Source organism: Methylomonas rivi (genome assembly GCF_024505165.1).
In the GTDB taxonomy this organism is placed as follows: Bacteria; Pseudomonadota; Gammaproteobacteria; order Methylococcales; family Methylomonadaceae; genus Methylomonas; species Methylomonas rivi.
In genome coordinates, this window is the sequence record NZ_JANIBK010000042.1 from 1 (window position 1) to 20,834 (window position 20,834).

24 protein-coding genes and 1 tRNA gene are annotated in these 20,834 nt (G+C 49.9%); 17 read left to right on the forward strand and 8 right to left on the reverse strand.

Annotated features, from left to right (window positions below):
- From NP596_RS09820 to NP596_RS09830, 3 genes are all read right to left on the reverse strand, one after another.
- Positions 1-947: polysaccharide pyruvyl transferase family protein (locus NP596_RS09820; protein WP_256615170.1), on the reverse strand; the 947-nt coding region annotated here is incomplete at its 3' end.
- A 74-nt stretch (positions 948-1,021) separates the two neighbouring features.
- Complete coding sequence (locus tag NP596_RS09825; protein WP_256615171.1) at positions 1,022-1,999, reverse strand: GNAT family N-acetyltransferase; 978 nt, start codon at positions 1,997-1,999, stop codon at positions 1,022-1,024.
- Between the two features lie 2 nt (positions 2,000-2,001).
- Positions 2,002-3,189: an aminotransferase class V-fold PLP-dependent enzyme gene (locus NP596_RS09830; RefSeq protein WP_256615173.1), complete on the reverse strand. Its 1,188-nt coding sequence runs from the start codon at positions 3,187-3,189 to the stop codon at positions 2,002-2,004.
- A gap of 173 nt (positions 3,190-3,362) precedes the next feature.
- Between NP596_RS09830 and NP596_RS09835 the strand changes: the two genes are divergently transcribed.
- The 5 genes from NP596_RS09835 (at position 3,363) to NP596_RS09855 (ending at position 7,000) form a co-directional block, all read left to right on the forward strand.
- Positions 3,363-3,617, forward strand: coding sequence for an acyl carrier protein (locus tag NP596_RS09835; RefSeq protein ID WP_256615175.1), 255 nt, complete (start codon positions 3,363-3,365; stop codon positions 3,615-3,617).
- 291 nt (positions 3,618-3,908) lie between these two features.
- Positions 3,909-4,727, forward strand: a complete 819-nt coding sequence (locus NP596_RS09840; RefSeq protein WP_256615177.1) for a hydrolase 2, exosortase A system-associated — start codon at positions 3,909-3,911, stop codon at positions 4,725-4,727.
- Complete coding sequence (locus tag NP596_RS09845; protein WP_256615178.1) at positions 4,724-4,897, forward strand: hypothetical protein; 174 nt, start codon at positions 4,724-4,726, stop codon at positions 4,895-4,897. The genes NP596_RS09840 and NP596_RS09845 overlap by 4 nt, the downstream gene beginning before the upstream one ends.
- Positions 4,887-5,753 (forward strand): hydrolase 1, exosortase A system-associated, encoded by an 867-nt coding sequence (locus NP596_RS09850; RefSeq protein ID WP_256615179.1) that lies wholly within the window; start codon positions 4,887-4,889, stop codon positions 5,751-5,753. Before NP596_RS09845 ends, NP596_RS09850 begins: the two co-directional genes overlap by 11 nt.
- A complete protein-coding gene (locus tag NP596_RS09855; protein ID WP_256615180.1) occupies positions 5,723-7,000 on the forward strand; it encodes a glycosyltransferase in 1,278 nt (425 codons plus the stop codon). Before NP596_RS09850 ends, NP596_RS09855 begins: the two co-directional genes overlap by 31 nt.
- A gap of 112 nt (positions 7,001-7,112) precedes the next feature.
- Here NP596_RS09855 and NP596_RS09860 read toward each other — a convergent pair.
- From NP596_RS09860 to flgA, 5 genes are all read right to left on the reverse strand, one after another.
- Positions 7,113-7,189, reverse strand: a tRNA-Arg gene (locus tag NP596_RS09860).
- A 28-nt stretch (positions 7,190-7,217) separates the two neighbouring features.
- Positions 7,218-8,000 (reverse strand): flagellar brake protein, encoded by a 783-nt coding sequence (locus tag NP596_RS09865; protein ID WP_256615181.1) that lies wholly within the window; start codon positions 7,998-8,000, stop codon positions 7,218-7,220.
- A 34-nt stretch (positions 8,001-8,034) separates the two neighbouring features.
- Positions 8,035-8,529: a flagella synthesis protein FlgN gene (locus NP596_RS09870; protein ID WP_256615182.1), complete on the reverse strand. Its 495-nt coding sequence runs from the start codon at positions 8,527-8,529 to the stop codon at positions 8,035-8,037.
- A gap of 4 nt (positions 8,530-8,533) precedes the next feature.
- Positions 8,534-8,845: a flagellar biosynthesis anti-sigma factor FlgM gene (gene flgM / locus NP596_RS09875; protein ID WP_256615185.1), complete on the reverse strand. Its 312-nt coding sequence runs from the start codon at positions 8,843-8,845 to the stop codon at positions 8,534-8,536.
- A gap of 69 nt (positions 8,846-8,914) precedes the next feature.
- Entirely contained in the window at positions 8,915-9,610 is a 696-nt protein-coding gene (gene flgA, locus NP596_RS09880) for a flagellar basal body P-ring formation chaperone FlgA (RefSeq protein ID WP_256615186.1), read from the reverse strand.
- Between the two features lie 121 nt (positions 9,611-9,731).
- On the opposite strand from flgA, the gene NP596_RS09885 reads away from it, so the two are divergent.
- The 12 genes from NP596_RS09885 to flgL all read left to right on the forward strand — a co-directional run bounded on the left by NP596_RS09885 (position 9,732) and on the right by flgL (position 20,816).
- Positions 9,732-10,658, forward strand: coding sequence for a chemotaxis protein CheV (locus NP596_RS09885; protein WP_256615188.1), 927 nt, complete (start codon positions 9,732-9,734; stop codon positions 10,656-10,658).
- 261 nt (positions 10,659-10,919) lie between these two features.
- Entirely contained in the window at positions 10,920-11,312 is a 393-nt protein-coding gene (flgB, locus tag NP596_RS09890; RefSeq protein ID WP_256615190.1) for a flagellar basal body rod protein FlgB, read from the forward strand.
- 2 nt (positions 11,313-11,314) lie between these two features.
- Positions 11,315-11,731, forward strand: a complete 417-nt coding sequence (gene flgC, locus NP596_RS09895; RefSeq protein WP_256615191.1) for a flagellar basal body rod protein FlgC — start codon at positions 11,315-11,317, stop codon at positions 11,729-11,731.
- Between the two features lie 9 nt (positions 11,732-11,740).
- A complete protein-coding gene (locus tag NP596_RS09900; protein ID WP_256615192.1) occupies positions 11,741-12,418 on the forward strand; it encodes a flagellar hook assembly protein FlgD in 678 nt (225 codons plus the stop codon).
- A 14-nt stretch (positions 12,419-12,432) separates the two neighbouring features.
- The gene (gene flgE / locus NP596_RS09905) at positions 12,433-13,716 is read left to right on the forward strand and encodes a flagellar hook protein FlgE (RefSeq protein ID WP_256615193.1); all 1,284 of its coding nucleotides are present in this window, start codon (positions 12,433-12,435) and stop codon (positions 13,714-13,716) included.
- Between the two features lie 15 nt (positions 13,717-13,731).
- A complete protein-coding gene (flgF, locus tag NP596_RS09910) occupies positions 13,732-14,481 on the forward strand; it encodes a flagellar basal-body rod protein FlgF (protein WP_256615194.1) in 750 nt (249 codons plus the stop codon).
- Positions 14,482-14,531: 50 nt separating this feature from the next.
- A complete protein-coding gene (gene flgG, locus NP596_RS09915) occupies positions 14,532-15,320 on the forward strand; it encodes a flagellar basal-body rod protein FlgG (RefSeq protein WP_256615195.1) in 789 nt (262 codons plus the stop codon).
- 16 nt (positions 15,321-15,336) lie between these two features.
- The gene (gene flgH, locus NP596_RS09920; protein WP_256615196.1) at positions 15,337-16,005 is read left to right on the forward strand and encodes a flagellar basal body L-ring protein FlgH; all 669 of its coding nucleotides are present in this window, start codon (positions 15,337-15,339) and stop codon (positions 16,003-16,005) included.
- A gap of 33 nt (positions 16,006-16,038) precedes the next feature.
- On the forward strand, positions 16,039-17,139 hold the full coding sequence (locus NP596_RS09925; RefSeq protein ID WP_256615197.1) for a flagellar basal body P-ring protein FlgI: 1,101 nt from the start codon (positions 16,039-16,041) through the stop codon (positions 17,137-17,139).
- A gap of 57 nt (positions 17,140-17,196) precedes the next feature.
- Positions 17,197-18,222 (forward strand): flagellar assembly peptidoglycan hydrolase FlgJ, encoded by a 1,026-nt coding sequence (flgJ, locus tag NP596_RS09930; protein WP_256615198.1) that lies wholly within the window; start codon positions 17,197-17,199, stop codon positions 18,220-18,222.
- Positions 18,223-18,231: 9 nt separating this feature from the next.
- Complete coding sequence (flgK, locus tag NP596_RS09935; RefSeq protein ID WP_256615199.1) at positions 18,232-19,890, forward strand: flagellar hook-associated protein FlgK; 1,659 nt, start codon at positions 18,232-18,234, stop codon at positions 19,888-19,890.
- 11 nt (positions 19,891-19,901) lie between these two features.
- Complete coding sequence (gene flgL, locus NP596_RS09940; RefSeq protein ID WP_256615200.1) at positions 19,902-20,816, forward strand: flagellar hook-associated protein FlgL; 915 nt, start codon at positions 19,902-19,904, stop codon at positions 20,814-20,816.
- Positions 20,817-20,834 lie beyond the last annotated feature (18 nt).

Genomic DNA, 20,834 nt, shown 5'->3' on the forward strand with positions numbered 1-20,834 from the left:
AGAGGATAATTAATTAAGTCAAGAGTTCCTTGTATTTTCCAGGTATTGGAGTTCAGGGGGATAAAAGGGGTTTTTCCTAAAATACAAAAGACATTGAGATGGTGTCTTCCCGATATACATAGGTCAAATTGATTTAAAAAGTCCGGATAAAACCACCACGGAATCGTAGCATAATGAATTATTTTAATATTATTATCTCTACAATACCTGTAAGCACTATCATCAGCGCTGTCAAGGCAGCAATATACAGGCTCATAACCATTACGTTGAGCTATTTTAATTAAGTTTGACGCGAGGTGTGTTGATTTTTCGATTCCGGCGGATATTAAACAGCTAGGCTTTTCTTTAGGTGGGATGCTATGGTTTATCGGAAACTTGCTATATTTATTTGAGAAGGCTGCGTCAGGATGTAATGAGCATTTAATTAGGTGGGACTCTAAGTACATTTTTGAATAATTGTCCCTGACCGAAATATAGCTTATTTTTGATAATGATTCCTTAATTAGTATTTCGTCAATAGATTCTATAGTTGAATTTATTAACATGGTAGGTTTTTTGCGCTCTGTTGCAATTGCCGCTAAAGCTAATAATGTTTGAGCACCATAGTAATTATGGTGAATGGTGCCTTCGCCATTGATGATTACAGCGTCTGACCATTGTAAAATATTGTCAAAGAATGGTTCTTTGTTTAGTTGGTCTATAGCGGAATACCATGCATCAGCGCTAAATTCTTTTATATTTGTTGTGTTTATTAAGCTGTTGTTTGATGTTTCTTTTGTGTATAAATGATTTATTTTTTTAATTAAACTTTTTGCTTTTACCAGTGAAATACGTGGGGCTTTTGATAAACCCTTTTCTTTGTTAAAATCGCCTCTACACTCTGCTAGTATGGGGTATCCATATCCCACTGGTAACGAGTATATATTTGTTTTTTTAGTAGTTAACATGTTATATATGCCCTGAACTGTTGCTGTTGATCCAGGGTGCCGGCTTATTGTAGTGTCGTTTATAAATAAAATATTCATTTAACAAAAAAAGTGAGATTTATATGATACATAATACGAATTTCATCGCTCCACTTTGTATGCCAATCCATCACCTTGCCATAAAACTCGATTTTTTCCACTAACTGATTGTTGAATATATATTCAAAAGCCTCTTGACGCATCAACATCGCCGGCGAGGATGTGGTTATGGCTTCGTCATAGGTGGTTTTTAGGATAATCAAACTATGACCATCCTTAATACATAAATCGGTCGCGACCAGCTGGTCGCCATAATAATATTGGAAAACCAATGCATCTCGATGCTGGCAAAAGTTGATCAGCATGTCCCGATAAAATTTGCCTTGGTTGTTGTCGATATGTATGGCCGTGCCACCGGCATTTTTCCAGCCGGCCGATTCCAGGCGGCCATAATCTACTATAGCTTGCGGTATTGCTTCCGCCTCGGTGATTATCTTTAATGTCGCTTGAACGCCTTCGCGGGCCAAACGATTACGTTGCCGATTCAAGTTTTGCCGCAAATTTTTTCCGCGTTGCGACCAATAATCGTCAAAACCGCCCTTCACGCTAACCCGTGCCGTTTGAATATAATCCAGCGTGCTTAAACCGCTGGATTTTTCCGGTCTGGGCAACAAATCCGGATCCTGCTGAGTGATACCTATAAGTAGAGTGGGAAAAGGTAATGCCTTGCGTAATGACGATAGTAAATTAGCCGTGGCGATGGTTTTATTCTGCAGCCATAAGCCCAAGGGCGCTTGAGACGGCTGTAAGGTTTGCCAAACGCCGAATTTAGTCTTGGTAACGATAGCCATTGCATCAGGCTGTTGGCTATCGCCGTGTATCGCCAGCTTGTCTTTGTTGCTCGAAAAGTAATCGAGCAGAGGTATTACGAAATCGCTGGATAGCAAGGGCGTATTAACACCTTGACTATTGAGCCGATCCCAGTTTTCTCTATGTTGCTTAAACTCGCCTACCGGATATAAATGCCAAGTCATGATTATTCAGAAAATATTTGTGAAATTTTATTTAACATCCAGTCGATTTCACCCGCGGTCAGGGATTGATGGCAAGGAAACTGGAAAATATGCTTGGAATATTCAACGCTGACCGGGCAAACATCTTTTGTAACCGCGGAATCGAGAAACTCGCCGAAACGCCATACGGGAACCCCTTGCATTTTAAGTGTGAGAAAGTATTTTTCAGGATTTTTCACATATAGTGGGAACACCCAGGGAACTGTGTGTTCCGGCAATGTTGAAAATAGAGGATGACAATCGGGCAATGCCGACAATGAGGTATTAAGCGTCCGATAATTTTGCCGGCGCCGCTCGGCCACATAACTAAGTTCGGTGTTTCGGATTATCCGGTCGGAAAATATGGACATGGTTTTGTGTATCCAGGCTTCGTCCAGGCCGAAACCGCCTTCGGAAGAGGAGGGCCCCAAACCAACGCCTTGGCGATCGGGTTGAAGACTTTTCAGATAAGCCCATAGTTTATCCTTGAATTTGAAAAATGCGTTAATAACCCGACCCAAAACGCCTAAACGATTATAGAAAACCGATGTCTCCAAACAATTAATCGCGGATTTAATTTGAAACATTAATGAAGGAGGGGCCAGGCGAATATTTGAAATATCTCGAGTTGTCGAGCAAATCAGCCCGCCTTCGTAAATCGGAAGGAACTTCATGCAACTGGCGACAGCGTAATCGCCGGTAGTGCCGATCGGTTGCCCCGAAGACAAGCCGAACAAGGCATGGGCGCAGTCTTCAATCAAAACAATGGCATGCTTGGTACATAAGGCTCTAATCGCCTGCAGTTGCTGTTCGAAACCGAAGTAATGAGTGACAATGATCGCCCGGGTTTTTGAGGTGATTTTAGCGTCTATATCCTCAAGTTGTATGCTGGTATCCGGATTGATTCTATAAAAAACAGTCGTAGCGCCCAGCCAGCGTGCCGGGGCTACCATAGCCTCGCAATGATAAGCGGGGATTAAAACTTCATCGCCCGTTGTGATGTCGGCATGTTCAAGCGCTAAAGCAATCGAGGCGCGGCCGCTGGTTGTAAACCGAGCATTTTTAACATCTAAAATGGATGGAAAATCAACTTTAACGGATGGCTGATTCGAAATAAAATCAAGTAACGCGGATGGCGGAATGCTCGGTGCGGGGAAATTGGATGCGTTCATATTGTGTGAAAGTTTTTCTACAAAATCCGTCAAGGTAAAGGTGAGAAGTAAAACGGTTTGCTCATGTATGTTTGTGAATGTATGATCTTCACACTGTTCATGTCAACATTGGATTGTATTGAATAATAAATAGTTATTTTAAATCAATGGTCTATGCTTTATTGGAAATTAACGTGGAATTATTGAATCAGGTAAAAGCAATTTTATACCGAGTTTTAGGGATTGACGAAACACGTCAAGTTTTATTAAACAATACTCTTCTATTGGGTGCGATCCCCGAATTCGACTCCATGGCGGTAGTGACGATTATCACTACTCTGGAAGAACAGTTCGGTTTTACCGTTGATGATGACGAAATCGATGCATCTGTCTTCGAAACGGTGGATACCTTAGTTGCTTTCGTCGAACGGAAATTGAACGCTATTTAACCTTACGGGTACGGTGTTGTTTTGCAGGACAATCTTCATGAAATTGAAATATGAATCTGGCATCTACCGGTTCGGGATAATTCGGCGGGCGCGTGGATGAGTCGAATCATCATCAATGGCCGGGGTTATGCTTGCGCCGGGAATATTCTTTGTGCCCATTCACTTCCGGCATCAAGCGGGTAAACGATGACTTTTTTATCCGAATACGTGGGCGGTTTTTATCGGCGCCTATGTCCGGTTATCTGAGGGTGCCGCAAGAAAGTCCGGCTTAAATTATTCATTTATTAAAACATGCAACCTTTTTTTATCAATAGCCGTTCAGGCCCCTTATTTGCCGTTTATTGGCCGCCGGTTGGCTTAAATGTGAATCGGTCTGTGTTACATGTGCCGGCGTTTGCCGAGGAAATGAACAAATCCCGGCGCATGGTGGCCTTGCAGGCAAATGCGTTGGCGGAGCAAGGTATTGCTGTGTTGGTTTTGGATTTGTTCGGTACCGGCGAAAGTAACGGCGATTTCGGTGAATCAACTTGGTCTATTTGGTTGCAAAATCTTGAAGATGCAGTTGGCTGGTTAAAACTACAAGGCGCGCAAAGTGTGTCGCTTTGGGGATTAAGGCTGGGGGCGCTGTTAGCAATGGATTTCGTTAATCAGCATGCCGGTTTGATTGATCGCCTGATTCTTTGGCAGCCGGTTTTGAATGGCGATGCGTTCGTAACGCAGTTTTTGCGGTTACGGGTAGCGGCCGCCATGATGAATAGCGCCAACCCGCAAGAAAAGACGAGCGATTTAAAAAAACAACTTCAGAATGGTCAGTCTTTGGAAGTGGCGGGTTATATGTTGCATCCGGATTTGATGCGGCCGTTAATGATGCTGAAAGCCGAGCGATTGGTCCTGCGGACGCTTGATAGCGTAGAGGTTTTTGAACTGGTTGCCGGGGCCGAAAATGAGCCTGGATTGGTTAATCGGCAATTACTGGGTAAGTTAAAGGATGAAGGTATAGACGCTACATTAGCGACTGTAACCGGCGATAATTTCTGGGCGAGCCAGGAAATTACAACCGCGCCGAATTTGATCGGCTTAACCGGCGAAAGAGTGGGGCGATGGCAATGAGTGTTGCAATCAGGCGTTGCGAGAATGCAGGGAACTGTCTTCACGGCGAATTATCCCTGGATATTAAACGCGAATTAATGGATGGTGAACTATTTGCAAAGTGGGGTGCCGGCATAAACCGTGATCGAATCGTTGGCTTGCAACAACAGGTGGTCGCGGATGCAGGTTAAGGAAATGCCGGTGGTTTTTGATTGCCAGGGTGAACAGTTAATTGGGATGTTGCACCAACCTGATGGCAGTCCCTGGTTAGGCGTGTTGATTATCGTTGGCGGGCCGCAATATAGGGTCGGCAGCCATCGGCAGTTTTTATTGCTGGCCAGGCATCTGGCTGCGCAAGGGCTGCCAGTCATGCGTTTCGACGTGCGCGGCATGGGTGATTCGCAAGGGTCGCCACGGCGTTTCGATCAACTGGATGACGATATTAGAACGGCCATCGATTGTTTTTTGGTTGCTTGTCCCGGTTTGCAAGGGGTTGTGCTTTGGGGGCTATGCGATGCGGCGGCGGCGGCAACTTTTTATGCCTATCAGGATACCCGTGTCAAAGGTATGGTGCTGTTGAACCCTTGGGTGTTTACCGAACAGGGCGCGGCCAAAACCTATTTAAAACATTACTATTGGCAACGCTTTTCCAGTTCGGGTTTTTGGCGGAAGATTTTCTCTTTACAATTCGATTACTCAGGTTCCCTGGCATCCTTTCTGGCGTTGATCAAACAGGCCGCCGGACCGCGAAGTCACGATTCCCGGCCGTCGGGGTTGGTTTCAGTCGCTCAAGATTTGCCGTTACCGGTCAGAGTGCGGGAATGTTTGAAGCGTTCTGTTTGTCCGGTATTGCTCATTCTGAGCGGACGCGATTTAACTGCGGATGAATTTAAAGATGCTGTCAATAAAGATAGCCAATGGCGACAGCTACTCAAGGAAACTCGTCTCGCTCGGCTCGATTATGCGGAGGCCGATCATACTTTTTCATCCGCGGTTTGGCGTGATCAGGTAGCTGAATGGACTTTAAACTGGATAAAGCAATTATGAAAAATATTTTAATGATTGCCTACCACTTCCCGCCTGTGCGGGTTAGTAGCGGCATTCAGCGAACGCTTAAATTTGCAAATTATCTGCTTGATCATGATTGGAAAGCGCTAGTGTTAACGGTCGATCCTAGAGCCTACGACAATATCAATAGCGATCAAATGCGTGAAATTCCAAGCGAAGTGGTAGTGAAACGGGCATTTGCGCTGGATACCGCTAGGCATCTATCGTTAAAGGGGCGCTATTTGGGGTGGATGGCTTTGCCGGATAGGTGGGTTAGTTGGTGTGTTGGGGGGGGGGGCTCAGGCTTGGCCTTGATTAAGCAATATCGTCCTAAAGTGCTTTGGTCGACTTACCCGATAGCTACAGCCCATTTATTAGGATTGATTTTACATCGTCTTAGCGGCATTCCGTGGATTGCTGATTTTCGCGATTCCATGACCGAGGATGGTTATCCGGCCGAGCCGAAGCAAAGGAAGGTCTATCGCTGGATTGAACAACAAACAGTGACTCATTGTACCCGCGCGGTGTTTACCACGCCGGGCGCTATTGCCATGTATGCCGCCCGCTATCCTCATATACCTAAATCGCGTTGGGTGTTAATTCCCAATGGCTATGATGAGGAAAATTTTGCCAGGGCCGAGCAATCCGAGCTATTAGCGCAGGCGTTACAAGAGAAACAAAAGCAAATCGTTTTGCTGCACAGCGGTATTTTGTATCCTTCGGAGCGGGACCCTACACAATTTTTTAAGGCTTTGGCCGCGTTGAAAAAGGCCGGAAAAATCAAGGCAAGCACATTTAAAGTGATTCTTAGAGCTACTGGTCATGACCACCTTCACCGGCAGTCAATCCAACAATTCAGTCTGGAAGAGATTGTTTTTCTTGAACCGAGTATCGCTTATGAAAAAGCTTTGGCTGAAATGCTGGTTGTCGATGGGTTGTTGGTGTTTCAGGCATCGAATTGTAATCATCAAATCCCCGCCAAAATTTATGAATATCTAAGAGCAAAGCGTCCTATTTTGGCTTTGACGGATCCCGATGGCGATACCGCCAAAGTGTTGCTCGATGCCGGTCTGGCCGCCAGTATCGCGCCTTTGGACGATGAGATTGCAATTGCGAACTTGATAAGCGGCTTTATCGATAATGCGAGGCTTGAGCGCTCGGCTATTGCCAGCGATGAGATTATTGCCAGTCATTCAAGGCAAGCGCGTACGAAATTACTGGCTCAACTGTTGGATGAAGTTTCATAAGAGGTTGGTGGCCTGGCGGAGCTATCGCTTTTCATTGCGGTTTTGTCGCGTTGGTTTATTTTGAAGTGCGACAAAATTTCGAAGCGGTGCAATCGGTAAATGGTTGATTTATTGGCGTCCCGGAGACGATTCGAACGTCCGACCTGCCCCTTAGGAGGGGGCTGCTCTATCCTGCTGAGCTACCGGGACCTTGGCGAATTTTAGCATAGGGGCGGCGCTAATTTTTTTGTTTTCTTATTTCGACGCGCTCTAATGAGGTAATAAAGTAGGATAATTTGGATTGGCTTTTGCTGGATAGGTTTTCAAAAAAACCGCCTAGTTGAACTTTAGGTAGGCTTGGCGAGGTAGGTTTTACAAAGCGCACGGAGAAGTCGAAATCCATTAGGTAGTCTTCGAAGCTGATTTGGCAGTTTTTGATAATATCTCCGCGTTGTACCCGGGCGCGGTTAACCGGTAGGTCGATGCCTGCGCCGCCGCGCGATAAATCAAATAGATAGCCGTTTACCGATATGCCGGTGCGTTCCGATACCCCGCTAAAGGCGATATCGATCGAGCTGATTTCTATGCGCGGGGCCCGTCTTCTCTGGGGATAAAAAATTCGATCGGGTAGGGTGGTCTTGTAATAAGAAATCCCCCGCGAATGGCCCATTTCGATGTCGGATAAGTTAAAGGATAAGTGAATGCCTTTGTGAAACGTGGATAGCTTGAGCGCGCGCGTGGCTTGGAGCGCCTCATTGCCTTCCTTGGGGATGAGTTCATCCAATATGATCAGGTTTTTTTCCGCCTTGATGCCCAAAATGGAGGAGTTGTATTCCTGGGGGGCGCCGTCAATCTGAACCGTGCAAAGCGGCGAGCTTTGTTCTATCTCGGACAGTAGGCTGACGATTTTATCGGGCGAGGTGATAAAGTTTGGATTTTCAAAAGGCGAGAGATCATCAGGATCGGCGGGCGTGTCTTCAACCCCTTTTTTGGAAAACAAATGCTTGAATTTATCGAACATGCTGAGCCGGTGTAGATATTTTATTGCGCGCAGTCTACACCGAAACCAGGGTATGTGAAAATAGCTCGCTACGCGTGCTGCCGTCGGGCCCATAGGTTGTTGCCAGTTGCGATTTGCCGCGTAAGACTTGCAGGGCTCTTTGAGTATGGCGGCTTAGCAAGTCTATGCTGGCGCCATTTTTTTCGTTTAAGGCGCGGCAGGTTTTGGTGAGTTCGGCTATATCCAGCCAGCATCTATAGGAATCGGCAGTGTTGATGCCGGCTGCCTTGGCTTTAGCGAAGTAGTTGTGGATGCCTTCCTGGGAAACCAGCAGTTTTTCCGTGGCTAAAACTTGGCCCAGTTGTTTGGAGAATTGTTCTAATTGCGTCACCACGTCTTTTTTGTGCGCGGCAAGAGTGGCGATGGTCGCGGGGTCGCTTTTGACTTTTAGCTGTCCGTATTCAGCGTTAAGCAGTTCAAGCAGCTTGTGCGTCGCTTTAAGACCGTTCGATAATAATTTTTCTGCGATGGGAAAGGTTTTTTCTATCATGGCATTATGTCGAGTTAGCTATGTTAATTTCCAGTTGCATCATTTTTTCGGCAACCCGGTCCGGATTGATTTTGTAGTTACCCGCCTGTATGGCGGCTTTTATTTCTGCAACGCGGGTCTCATCGACGCCCTTCGAGCCGGAAGTACCGGTATCCACTGCCTTTTTAAGGCCTTCGGCAGTGGAAATGTTGATCGTATCGGTATCCGTTGCAAGACTGTCTGTCTGTTTGTTCGCTTCAGCCGAAGTTTTGTTAGCCGATTTGGTTTGCGCGGCAACGTTGGCCGTGTTGACATTGTTGACGGATTGAATAGCCATGACGGTATCCCTATGAAAAATTTGGATACGTCTATTAGCGGCATCATGGTTGAATCCTTTAGGTAATTATTAGAAATACACATTTACTAACCCCTGGTTGACGACCGTGGCTTGTATGACCCGTTGCGATGACACGTTTTTAACGTTGATTTGCTGTCCTTTTATACCGTCCATCATGGCAACACCGGCCGAGGTAATTAGTAAACCGGGCTTGCCGGATTGAATGCTGACGCGTTCGCCGCGTTTGACTAAGGTGGGTTCGCTGTAATGGAATCGATACAGTACGCTGCCTGCCGGGATGAAGCGTGTGGCCTGCTTGTTGATCACGTCGTTCGGATCCGTCAGATAGCCGGCTTGCAGCGTGGAAGTATCCCGGGTTTCGGTGGTAAAGTGTTCCAGGTTTATTTTGTCGTTTCTGCTGAGTTGTTTTGTTAGAACCAAAACGGCTTCGAACGATTTGATTACCACGGTGCTGTAGATTGTCCAGTTGTCGGAGCCCGGGCAACGGATGCCCAAGGTATTGCGGCCGGGCCTGATATTGCCCGACTGAGGAAATATCTCCAATTTTTCGGAACAGAGCGGCAGTTGTAAGCGCGGATCGATCTGAGCACTGCTGATTTGATATTGGCCCGCCGGATCCAGCGAAGCTTTTACAAAGCTTTGTACGTTCTCTTGAATGGTCTCTAGGGGGTGAAATGTCGCGGCTATTGCAGCTAGTGGGCTTGCAAGCAGTAACAAACATAACGACAAATTGATTGTTTTCATGGCTAATGTCGGTTTATTGACTCTGCTTTATCTGAAGCATGAAACATACCAAAAAATTAATGGCAGTCCGCCAACTTAAAGTGGCTATAATTATTTCAGTTACTTTTTAGAGGGGGTATTTATGGCTGGAGTCTTAGAAGGCGTAGATCAGCGTACCAAGCTGGCGGGGCATAACCGCTTTGAATTATTGTTATTTAAATTGGGAAGTCGGCAACGTTTCGGCATTAATGTATTCAAAGTGCAAGAAGTCATTCAATGCCCGCCGCTCACTCAGATTCCTAATTCGCATTCCGTCATTTGCGGCGTCGCGCATTTGCGCGGAAAAACCATTCCTGTACTAGATTTGTCGATGGCTATCGGCATGCGGCCATTATCCCGCGAAGAGGGTGCCTATGTTATCGTCACCGAATACAACCGTTCCATTCAGGGATTTATGGTGGGCTCGGTCGACCGCATCATTAATATAGGCTGGGAACAAGTGAAAGCGCCGCCCACCGGCGCCGGCCGCGAAAGTTATCTGACGGCCGTCACCAATGTGGAGGGCGAGTTGATCGAAGTGATCGATGTCGAAAAAGTCATGAAAGAAGTGATCGGCGGCCGGGAGGAAGCGGCGGCGGAAACCATAGATACCGAAGTGTCCGGTAAAAACGATCATGTCTTGGTGGTGGACGATTCTTCGGTGGCGCGCAACCAGGTCAAAAGAGTCTGCGAACAAATCGGTATCGAATGCACCACGCTTAAAGACGGGCTTGAAGCATGGGAGCATTTGAGTCAATTAATTGCCGAGGGCGGCAGGATTCAAGACCGCTACGCCATGATTATTTCCGATGTCGAGATGCCGCGCATGGACGGCTATACCTTGGCCACCAAAATCAAAAGCGATCCGGCTATGCGCGATATTTATCTGATTTTGCATACCTCGCTCAGCGGCGTGTTCAACACTGCCATGGTGCAGAAGGTGGGCGCTAATGAATTTCTAGCCAAATTCGATCCGGATTCGCTATTGACGGCCATTCAAAAGCAATTAAGGACTCATCATTCCGTTTGAAGCCACGGCACGGATTACCTCGTGCCGTGGCGGAGTTCCCGCCAATCAATCGCCATTCTCCCGCAAAACCTCGTCTTCGCGGACAGCATGCAGTCAGAATATTGACAATCGTTTCAAGCGGAAATTTTTTGCCGCTTTACGCGGCAACCGTTTTTTTGACGCCTGAAAGATAATCCGTTTTTTTCAATATATTGAAAATAAAGATAATAATTTTCATGGCATGGTGCATGCTTTTGTTTTGTAAAACAGGAGGCGGCTATCATGGCAATCAATTTCAACAATGCGTTAGGTATTCATCCGCAAGCTTTGGCTCTGCGCGAAAAGCGTAGCGAAATCCTGGCGGCCAATTTGGCGAATGCGGATACCCCGGATTACAAGGCAAAGGATTTGGATTTCAAATCCGTACTTTCGCAAACAATGGATAAGACCGGCCGGATGGAGCGGACCCAGGCAGGACATCTGACGGGGCCGGGGACATTATTGAGCGCCGATTTGCTGTACCGAAACCCGCAGCAAGCCTCCTTGGACGGCAACACGGTGGAAGCCCATATCGAGCAATCCAAATATGCCGAAAACGCAGTCCAATACCAAGCTAGCCTGCGCTTCATCAACAACAAGTTTTCCGGGCTGATGTCGGCCATACGCGGAGAATAATCATGACTTCAATGAACATCTTTAATATTGCCGGCAGCGGCATGAATGCGCAAAACCTGCGCTTGAATCTGGTGGCCAGCAATATTTCCAATGCCAATAGCGTCAGCAGCAGCCTGGATGAAGTATACAAATCCCGCCAGCCGGTATTTGCCGCCGAATTAAAAAACATCATGGATAAAGCCAATGCCGCCAGCAGCGTGAACGTATTGGGGGTGGTCGAGAGTCAGGCGCCCCCCATCATGGAATATGCGCCTAACCATCCCATGGCGGATGAGCTGGGTTACATCTATAAACCCAATGTCAATACGGTAGAGGAAATGGCCAATATGATGTCCGCATCGCGATCCTACGAAAACAATGTGGAAGTTTTGAACACCGCCAAGGATTTGATCTTGCAAACTTTAAGAATGGGACAGTGAGGATAAGCTATGGCTACTAATACGATAGACACCTATAACAGTTTGGGATTGGCGACTACCAGTAGTACCACGACAACCCAAAAGCAAACCTTGGGACAGGAAGAGTTTTTAAAGTTGCTGACTACTCAACTAACCCATCAGGACCCGATGAAACCGATGGATAACGGGGAGTTTTTAGGACAGATGGCGCAGTTCAGCACAGTATCCGGCATACAGGATTTACAGGCATCGTTCAAGGACTTTGCCAGTTCGATTAGTTCGGATCAAGCATTGCAGGCCGCAAGTTTGGTTGGGCGTTATGTCTCCGCACCGAGCGGCCAAGCTCTATTGTCCGCTGGGGGCAGCGTCTACGGTGATTTTGAACTGCCGAGCAGTTCCGCCGATGTGACCATGAAAATTATTAACCCGCAGACCGGCGAAACGGTACGGGATATGAATTTGGGGGCGCTGTCTTCCGGTACTAATGAATTCGTTTGGGATGGCATGGATAACAATGGCCAACTTGTCGATCCGGGTGTGTATACGCTTGAAGTTCAGGCTCAGATTGACGGAACAAATACCGCCGTTGCCACAAATGTTTATTCCGAGGTGCAAAGCGTGACCATGGGGAGTAGCGGTAGCGGTTTGGAAATAAATCTGGTGGGGCTGGAGCCGGTTAAATTTAATCAGATCAAACAAATTTTATAGGTAAGGAGAGCGTCATGCCTTTTACAACAGCGTTAAGCGGCTTGAATGCCGCATCCAATAATCTGGCGGTGACGGGAAACAATATCGCCAATGCCAATACCGTCGGTTTCAAACGTTCGCGGTCCGAATTCGCCGATGTTTATGCCTCCAGCTTGGGCGGCGTCAGCAGTATCCAGCCGGGGGCGGGTGTCCGGGTGGCCAACGTTGCCCAGCAATTTACCCAGGGCAATTTGCAGTTCACCGAGAACAATTTGGATTTGGCCATCAGCGGCGAGGGTTTTTTCACGCTGGCCAAGAGCCCCACGGAAGTCAACGATTTGTCCTACACCCGGTCGGGCGAGTTTAAGTTGGATAAGGAAGGCTACATGGTGAACAATCAGGGCGCGGCTTTGCTGGTTTATGCGCCGAATGGGGCCGCCATCAGCGACGGTTTTAGCGTCGGCGTGACGCAGCCGGTGCAGATCAATACGCTGACGGGATTGCCGTCGGCCACCGATAGCGCCGAAATCGTGGTTAATGTCGACTCGGACGCGACCGTAATACCGGCCGCTACTACCTTCGACTATACCAATAGCGATAGCTATAACAATCAGACGTCGGTAACCGTCTACGATTCCTTGGGCTCGCCGCACATATTGACCACTTATTTTCGTAAGGCGTCGGCCAATAATTGGGACGTTTACCACTTTATCAGCGAACCGACGACGCCGGATACCAAAACCCAGGTGGATGTTGCCGGCGGAAATGCCGACGGTTCCGGCAGGTTGACTTTCGATTCGGGCGGCAAGTTGATATCGCCCGCCAACCCTTTTTCTTTAAGCAGTTACACCATTACTCCGCCAACCGGCGCGGCGGATATCACTATTACCTCGATGAATTTTGCCGGATCCACACAGGTGCAGCAAAAATTCAGCGTAAACGATATGACGCAAAACGGTTTGCCGGCCGGGCGGTTGACGGGCCTGGATATCGATGACGAAGGTGTGATTTTCGCCCGCTTCAGTAATGGCGGCTCGCAAACGGTGGGCAAGGTTGCCTTGACGCGTTTTCCCAACGTGAATGGCCTGACCAAGTTGGGGGATACCACTTGGGGGCAGAGCGCCAATTCCGGCGAACCTATACGCGGCGAGGCGGGCTCCAATAATTTCGGCTCCATCCAATCCGGCGCGCTGGAGGCCTCGAACGTCGATCTGGCCGCGCAGTTGGTGAATTTGATCGTGGCCCAACAACATTACCAAGCCAACGCCCAGACCATCACCACCGAAAACCAGATTATGCAGGCCATCCTGAATATTTAACGAGGGAGAGCGGTCATGGATCGTAGCCTTTATATCGCCATGAACGGCGCCAAGCAGACCTTGCTGGCGCAAACGGCAAACGCCAACAATCTGGCCAATACCCAAACCACCGGTTTTAAGTCGGATTTCGAGCAATTTCGCGCCATGCCCGCCTTCGGTCCCGGCTACCCTTCGCGGGTTTACAGCATGGCGGAACGGCCCGGCAGCGACCTGTCCTCCGGCGGCATCCAAACCACCGGGCGGGATATGGATGTAGCCATCAACGGCGACGGTTGGTTCGCGGTGCGGGCCAAGGACGGCTCGGAAGCCTATACGCGGGCCGGCGATCTGCGCATTACCCCGCAGGGGCTGCTGGAAAACGGCGCCGGCCAGCAATTGTTGGGCGAAAATGGGCAACCGATTGCCATACCGCCGGCGCAAAAGGTAGAAATCGGCCGCGACGGCACCATCAGCATGATTCCGCAAGGCGCCAATGCTACCAATCTGGTTTTGCTGGAACGTATCAAGTTAGTCAATCCCGGCAATCAGAATCTGGAAAAACGCGACGACGGCTTGATGCGCCTTAAGCAGCCCGGCGCGGCGCCTCCGCCGGCGGACGCCAACGTCAATTTGATTCAGGGTTCGCTGGAAGGGAGTAATGTCAATGCCATGTCGGCCATGGTGGAGATGATAGAGCTGTCGCGCAATTTCGAATTGCAAAGCAAAGTCATGAAAACCGTCGACGACAATGCCGGTGTTTCCGCCAAGTTAATGAAAATGGCATAAAACCTGCATTACTCCTGGTAAGACAAAAAAATGTCAGTCAGGAGGTTGTCATGACAGAGCGCGCATTATGGGTGGCCAAAACCGGCCTGGATGCCCAACAAACCCGGATGGCGGTTATTTCCAATAATCTGGCCAACGTCAATACCACGGGCTTTAAAAAATCGCGGCCGTTATTTGAAGATTTAATCTATCAAAACGTACGCCAGGTCGGTTCGCAAACCACGCAAAATACCCAATTGCCCACGGGCCTACAGTTAGGCACCGGGGTAAGAACCGTAGCCACCGAAAAACTGCATACCCAGGGCAATATCCTGCAAACCGAAAACTCGCTGGATGTGGCGATTAACGGCCGCGGTTACATTCAGATTTTAATGCCGAACGGCGATATCAATTACACCCGCGACGGTTCGCTGAAGCTGGATTCGACCGGGCAACTCGTCACGTCCGGCGGCCTGACGCTGGAACCCAATATCACCATTCCGCAGGACGCGATCAGTATCAGCATCGGCCGCGACGGCACCATCAATGTGGTGCAACCCGGCAGTGCGGCGGCAACCAATGTCGGTCAGATTCAACTGGCCGATTTCATCAACCCGACCGGGCTGGAACCTGTCGGGGAAAACCTGTTCCGCGAATCGGTCGCCAGCGGCCCGCCGATTGTCGGCATTCCGGGGGAAAACGAATTAGGTTCGTTGCAGCAGGGGGCATTGGAAACCTCGAATGTAAATGTGGTGGAAGAACTGGTCAATATGATCGAGACCCAGCGCGCTTACGAGATGAACTCCAAAGCCATTTCCACCACCGACGAGATGCTGTCGTTCGTCACGCAGCAGCTTTAAAGGTAGGACATTGATCATGAAAGCATTCATTTTAATGGGTTTATCGTTGGCCATCATGACCGGTTGCGACACATTGCCCAAAAGAGATCCGGACTTCGCGCCGGTACAGCCCGCCGACCTGCGCCCGCCCGCGCAAAGAAACGGCGCTATTTACCAATCGGGTTACGACATTCGTTTGTTCGAAGACATCAAAACCCGTCGGGTGGGCGACGTTTTGACCGTGACCTTGAACGAATCCACCAAAGCCAAAAAGCTGGCCGATATGACGGCGGCAAAAGATACCAACGTATCGGTCACCGCGCCCACCCTGTTCGGCATAGCCAGTCAGGCGGTTTTAGGGCATGACTTAAAAACCAGTTTGGCTGCGTCGTCTTCTTTCGATGGCGGCGGTACGGCCAACCAAAGCAACAGTCTGACCGGCGACATCAGCGTCACCGTGGTGGAAGTGTTGCCCAACGGCAATTTACGGGTCAGGGGCGAAAAGCGGGTGGCTTTGAACGACGGCGACGAATACGTGCGTTTATCGGGCATCGTGCGCCCTATCGACATCACCACCGCCAACACGGTTTCATCCACCAAAATAGCGGATGCCACCATCATGTATAAAGGCGACGGCGGTATGAACGACTCCAGCAAAGTCGGTTGGCTGGCGCGGTTTTTCCTGAGCCCGATCTTTCCTTTTTAATCACATTCGAAACCCACGTTTTCGGAGACGACAATGAACAAAACTCTCGGTTCAATCCTATTGATGGCATTGCTGATGCCCGGCGGCCATGTACGGGCCGAACGTATTAAAGACTTGGCCATGGTCTCCGGCGTGCGTACCAACCAATTGGTAGGCTTCGGCTTGGTGACCGGCCTGGATAAATCCGGCGACGTATCGTCTTTATTCGTGCGGCAAAGCATGCGGAATATGGCCGGCAACCTAGGCATAACCTTGCCGCCGGACGCCAATCCCAAATCTAAAAATACCGCCGTGGTCAGTATTCACGCCGAATTGCCGGCTTTCGCCAAACCGGGTCAAAAAATTGACGTCACCGTGTCTTCCATTGGCGACGCCAAAAGTTTGCGCGGCGGCTCCCTGCTGATGACGCCCTTGCGCGGCGCCGACGGCAATGTCTACGCCGTGGCGCAGGGTAATTTAGTGGTGGGTGGCTTAAGCGCTTCCGGCCAGGACGGCTCGAAAATTACCGTGAACAATCCGCTGGTGGGCCGTATAGCCGCCGGGGCGACGGTAGAACGCACGGTGCCGACGTCGTTCGAAGAAGGCACGGATGTGGTGTTCGACTTGCACGACTCGGATTTCACCACGGCCAACCGCATGGTGGATGCCATCAATAACGCCTTGGGCGCGGACACGGCGCGGGCGATCGACGGTACGTCGGTCAGCGTCAGGGCGCCGGCGAATCCCAGCCAGCGGGTAGGCTTCGTATCCGTGATCGAAAACATCGAATTATCGCCGGATGACGCGCCGGCCAAAATTATCGTCAACTCCAGAACCGGCACCGTGATCATCAATAGCAAGGTTAGGGTGCAACCGGCCGCCGTGTCGCATGGCAGCTTGACCGTGACTATCAACGAGAACCCGCAGGTCAGCCAACCGGAGCCCTTGTCGGGCGGGCAAACCGTGGTTACCCCGCAATCGGATGTCTCGGTTCAGGAAGAGAACAACCACATGTTTGTGTTCAACCCCGGCGTCTCCCTGGACGAAATCGTCAAGGCCGTCAACGGCGTGGGCGCGGGCCCCAGCGATTTGGTGGCGATTTTGGAAGCGTTGAAATCGGCGGGCGCCTTGCGGGCCGAGTTGATAGTGATTTAAAACATTTAGACAAAAGATGCAAGGTACTAGTCTAAAGGTTACATGCAGGAGGTTTCCATGTTAAACGCCGATAGCGCATCCGTATATACAGACTTCAACGGCTTGGCAAAGCTGAAACAAGGCGCGCGCGAGCAAACGCCCGAAGCGATCAAGGAAGTGGCCAAGCAGTTCGAATCCGTATTCCTGACCATGGTGTTAAAGAGCATGCGCCAAGCCAAATTGGCCGACGGCGCCATGGACAGTAAGCAAAGCGAGTTTTACCGGGATATGTACGACCAACAGATGGCGATTCATTTGGCCGGTAAACCCGGAGTCGGCATGGCGGATTTAATCGCCAAGCAACTGTCGCCCAAGCAAAAAAGCGAAGACGAAGAAGGGATGCAGGCCGGCGATTATCTGAATCGCGCCATGGGCGGCGGCCAAGTTCAAGCGGTTAGCCGGCCGCTCAATACAACACTCAATACGGTTGCGGCCGAACAGGTCATGGAAGAATCGGGTTTAAACCGTCTGCAGGAAAGCCTCGAACGTTTGGAACAAAGCCAAAAAGCGTTGGATGAGCAATGGCAAGCGATGCAGTCCGGCCTGGGTAGCGGCGAAATGGCGGTTAACAAACAGTTATTCATGAGCCAGTTGCTGCCGCATGCACGGCAGGCGGCCGACGAATTGGGCGTGGATGCCAATGTACTGTTGGCTCAGGCTGCCCTGGAAACCGGCTGGGGCAAATCGGTGATCAAGAACGGTCAAGGCGAAAGCAGTTTTAATCTTTTCAATATCAAAGCCGATAAAAGTTGGCAGGGCAATCAAGCCAGAGTGTCGACGCTGGAATACGACAATGGGGCGGTCAGAAAGGAAATGGCGGGCTTTAGATCGTACGATTCCTATAAGCAAAGCTTCGACGACTATGTCGATTTCATCAAATCGAATCCCCGTTATAGCGAAGCGTTGAAGAAGGCCGATAACCCTGCCCAATATGTCAGGGAACTGCAAAAAGCCGGTTATGCAACCGATCCGCGTTATGCGGAAAAAATCATGCGTATTTACAACAGCCAAATCGCCGGTCAGGCGCTGGCCAATGCGGGGTAGGAGGTTTTTATGGCCATCGGCATCTTAAGTTCGGCTTTATCGGGTTTGGCGGCCTTCCAGCGCTCGCTGGAAGTGACCAGTAACAATATCGCCAACGTCAATACGGAAGGCTATAGCCGGCAACGCGTGGAGTTGCAAACCACGCCCGAACAATTTGTCGGCCACGGTTATCTCGGCAGCGGTGTCAGCGCAACCAATATCAAGCGCAGTTACGACGAGTTTATCAATGCGCAACTGCGTTCCAGCTCCACGGCGTTTAACGATGTAGACAGCTTTTATTTACTGTCCACCCAAATGGATAATTTGATAGCCGACGAAACCACCGGCTTGGCACCGGCCATGAAATCCTTTTTTGACTCGGTCAACGATGTGGCGAACGATCCGACGTCTATCGCCGCCAGGCAGGTGATGTTGGCCGAAGGGGATGCGATAGCGCGGCAATTCAATCTCATGAGCAGCCGGTTCAACGACCTGCGGGAACAGGTCAATACTAATCTGGATACGTCCGTAAAAGAAGTCAACGGCTTCGCCAAATCGGTTGCCGATCTCAACCGCAAGATTATGGATGCCGTCGGTAAAACCAGCGGCCAGCAGATGCCCAACGAACTGATGGACCAACGCGATTTATTGCTGTCCAAGATGGCGGAAAAAATGGATATTTCGGTAGTACCGCAACCGGACGGCAGTTTCAGCGTGTTCACGCAACAAGGCCAGCCCTTGGTGTTGGGGAGTAATGCCTCCAGTTTGTCCTTGCAGGGTGCCGCTAACGATCCCAGCCGCCTGCAAATCATGCTGAACGGCGAAGACATTACCGGCAATCTGACGGGGGGCGAAATTTACGGCAATTTACGCTTTAGGGATGAAATGCTGGATCCTGCCCAGAATCAATTAGGCTTGCTGGCTACCGGACTCGCCATAGAGTTTAACAAAGTCCACCAGGACGGCTATGATTTGAACGGCGATGCCGGATTGAGTTTTTTCGACCTGGGTTCGCCGACCAACCTGCCCGTCGTCAGCACTGTACAGGATGGTAATTTGACGGTAACCGCAGATTTCGTGGCGCCCACCGCCGCAGTCAATCTGGGGGCGTCCTATCGGGTGGATGTCACCGGGGTGGCGCCCAGCAATGAGTACACCCTGACCAATTTAAGCGACAACAGTATCGCCACGGGTTTGAACGACGCCGGCCTGGCCGCATTCGGTTTTAATCTGAACTTCTCGGGAGGCTCGGTCAACGTCGGCGACTCGTTTCAAGTCAGTCCGTTTTTCAAAGCCGCCGAATCGCTAAAGATCGATCCGGCTATCACGAATCCCCGGCAGATAGCCGCCGCCGGCGCCGCGAACCAGCCGGGCGATAATAGCAAGGCTTTGGAACTGGCGGGGCTTGAATCGCTTAAGCTGATGCTGGGCGGTAAAAGTGCATTTACCGAAGTCTATGGACAGTTGGTTGCCGATGTCGGCTCGCAAACCTATAGCGCGTCCGTCAGCCGAAGCGCGCAAAAGGTGTTGCTGGATCAGGCCACGCAAGCCAGGGAAGACTTGGCCGGCGTAAATCTGGACGAAGAAGCCGCCAACCTGATTAAATTCCAAAATTCATATCAAGCCGCGGCCAAGGCGGTATCCGTGGCCAATGCTTTATTCGACAGCCTGCTCGGCGTGATTCGTTAGGAGATATCGTCATGCGCATTTCCACATCCTGGAGTCAGCAACTTAGCATCGATGCCATGCTGAGCCAACAAGTCAAGTTGAGCGAAGCCCAGCTCAAGCTGTCCACCGGACAAAAATACCTGAAGCCTTCGGAAAACCCGACGGCGGTTACCGGGCTGATTAACTTGCGGCAAAACATCCAGGAGAACGAACAGTATCAAGTCAATATCGGCATGTCCCGGCAACGGCTGGAGTTGCAGGAGTCCAGCCTCGACAATGCCACGGATACCTTGCAACGCATCCGGGAACTGGCCGTGCAAGGCTTGAACGACAGCAATAACGCGGAGAATAGAAAACAACTTGCGTATGAAATAGACGAGTTGAACCAACACTTGTTAAGCTTGGCGAACACCCAAAACGCCAATGGCGAGTATCTGTTTTCCGGTACCAAAAGCGATGTGCCGGCTTACAGCAAGGGAGCGGGCGGTTATAGCTTCGACGGGGAGCCCGATACCCGGCGCAGCATAGCGATAGGTCCGGAACGGACAGTGACCGATGGCGACCCGGGCAATACGGTATTCGGAGAACTCACGCCCGGCGCCTTGACGGCCGGCTCCATTGGTAATGTTTTTCAGGCCGTGGAGCAACTTTCCCTAGATTTGAAAAATAATCAACCTTCGTCCAATTCGTTAACCGATATTGACGATGCCCTGAGACGATTTGAAAACACCCGCGCGTCAACCGGCGCCCGCTTGCATGCCTTGGACAATCAGGAAAGCCTCAATGAAGACTATATTCTGGATAATAAAGCCACGGCCTCGGCCATCGGCGATCTGGATTACGCCGATGCCATCAGTAAATTCAATTTACAGCAAACCTCCCTGCAAGCAGCGCAACAGGCTTATGTAAAAGTACAGAATCTGTCGTTATTCAACTATATCAATTAAATTGCCGAAGAGGGGGCG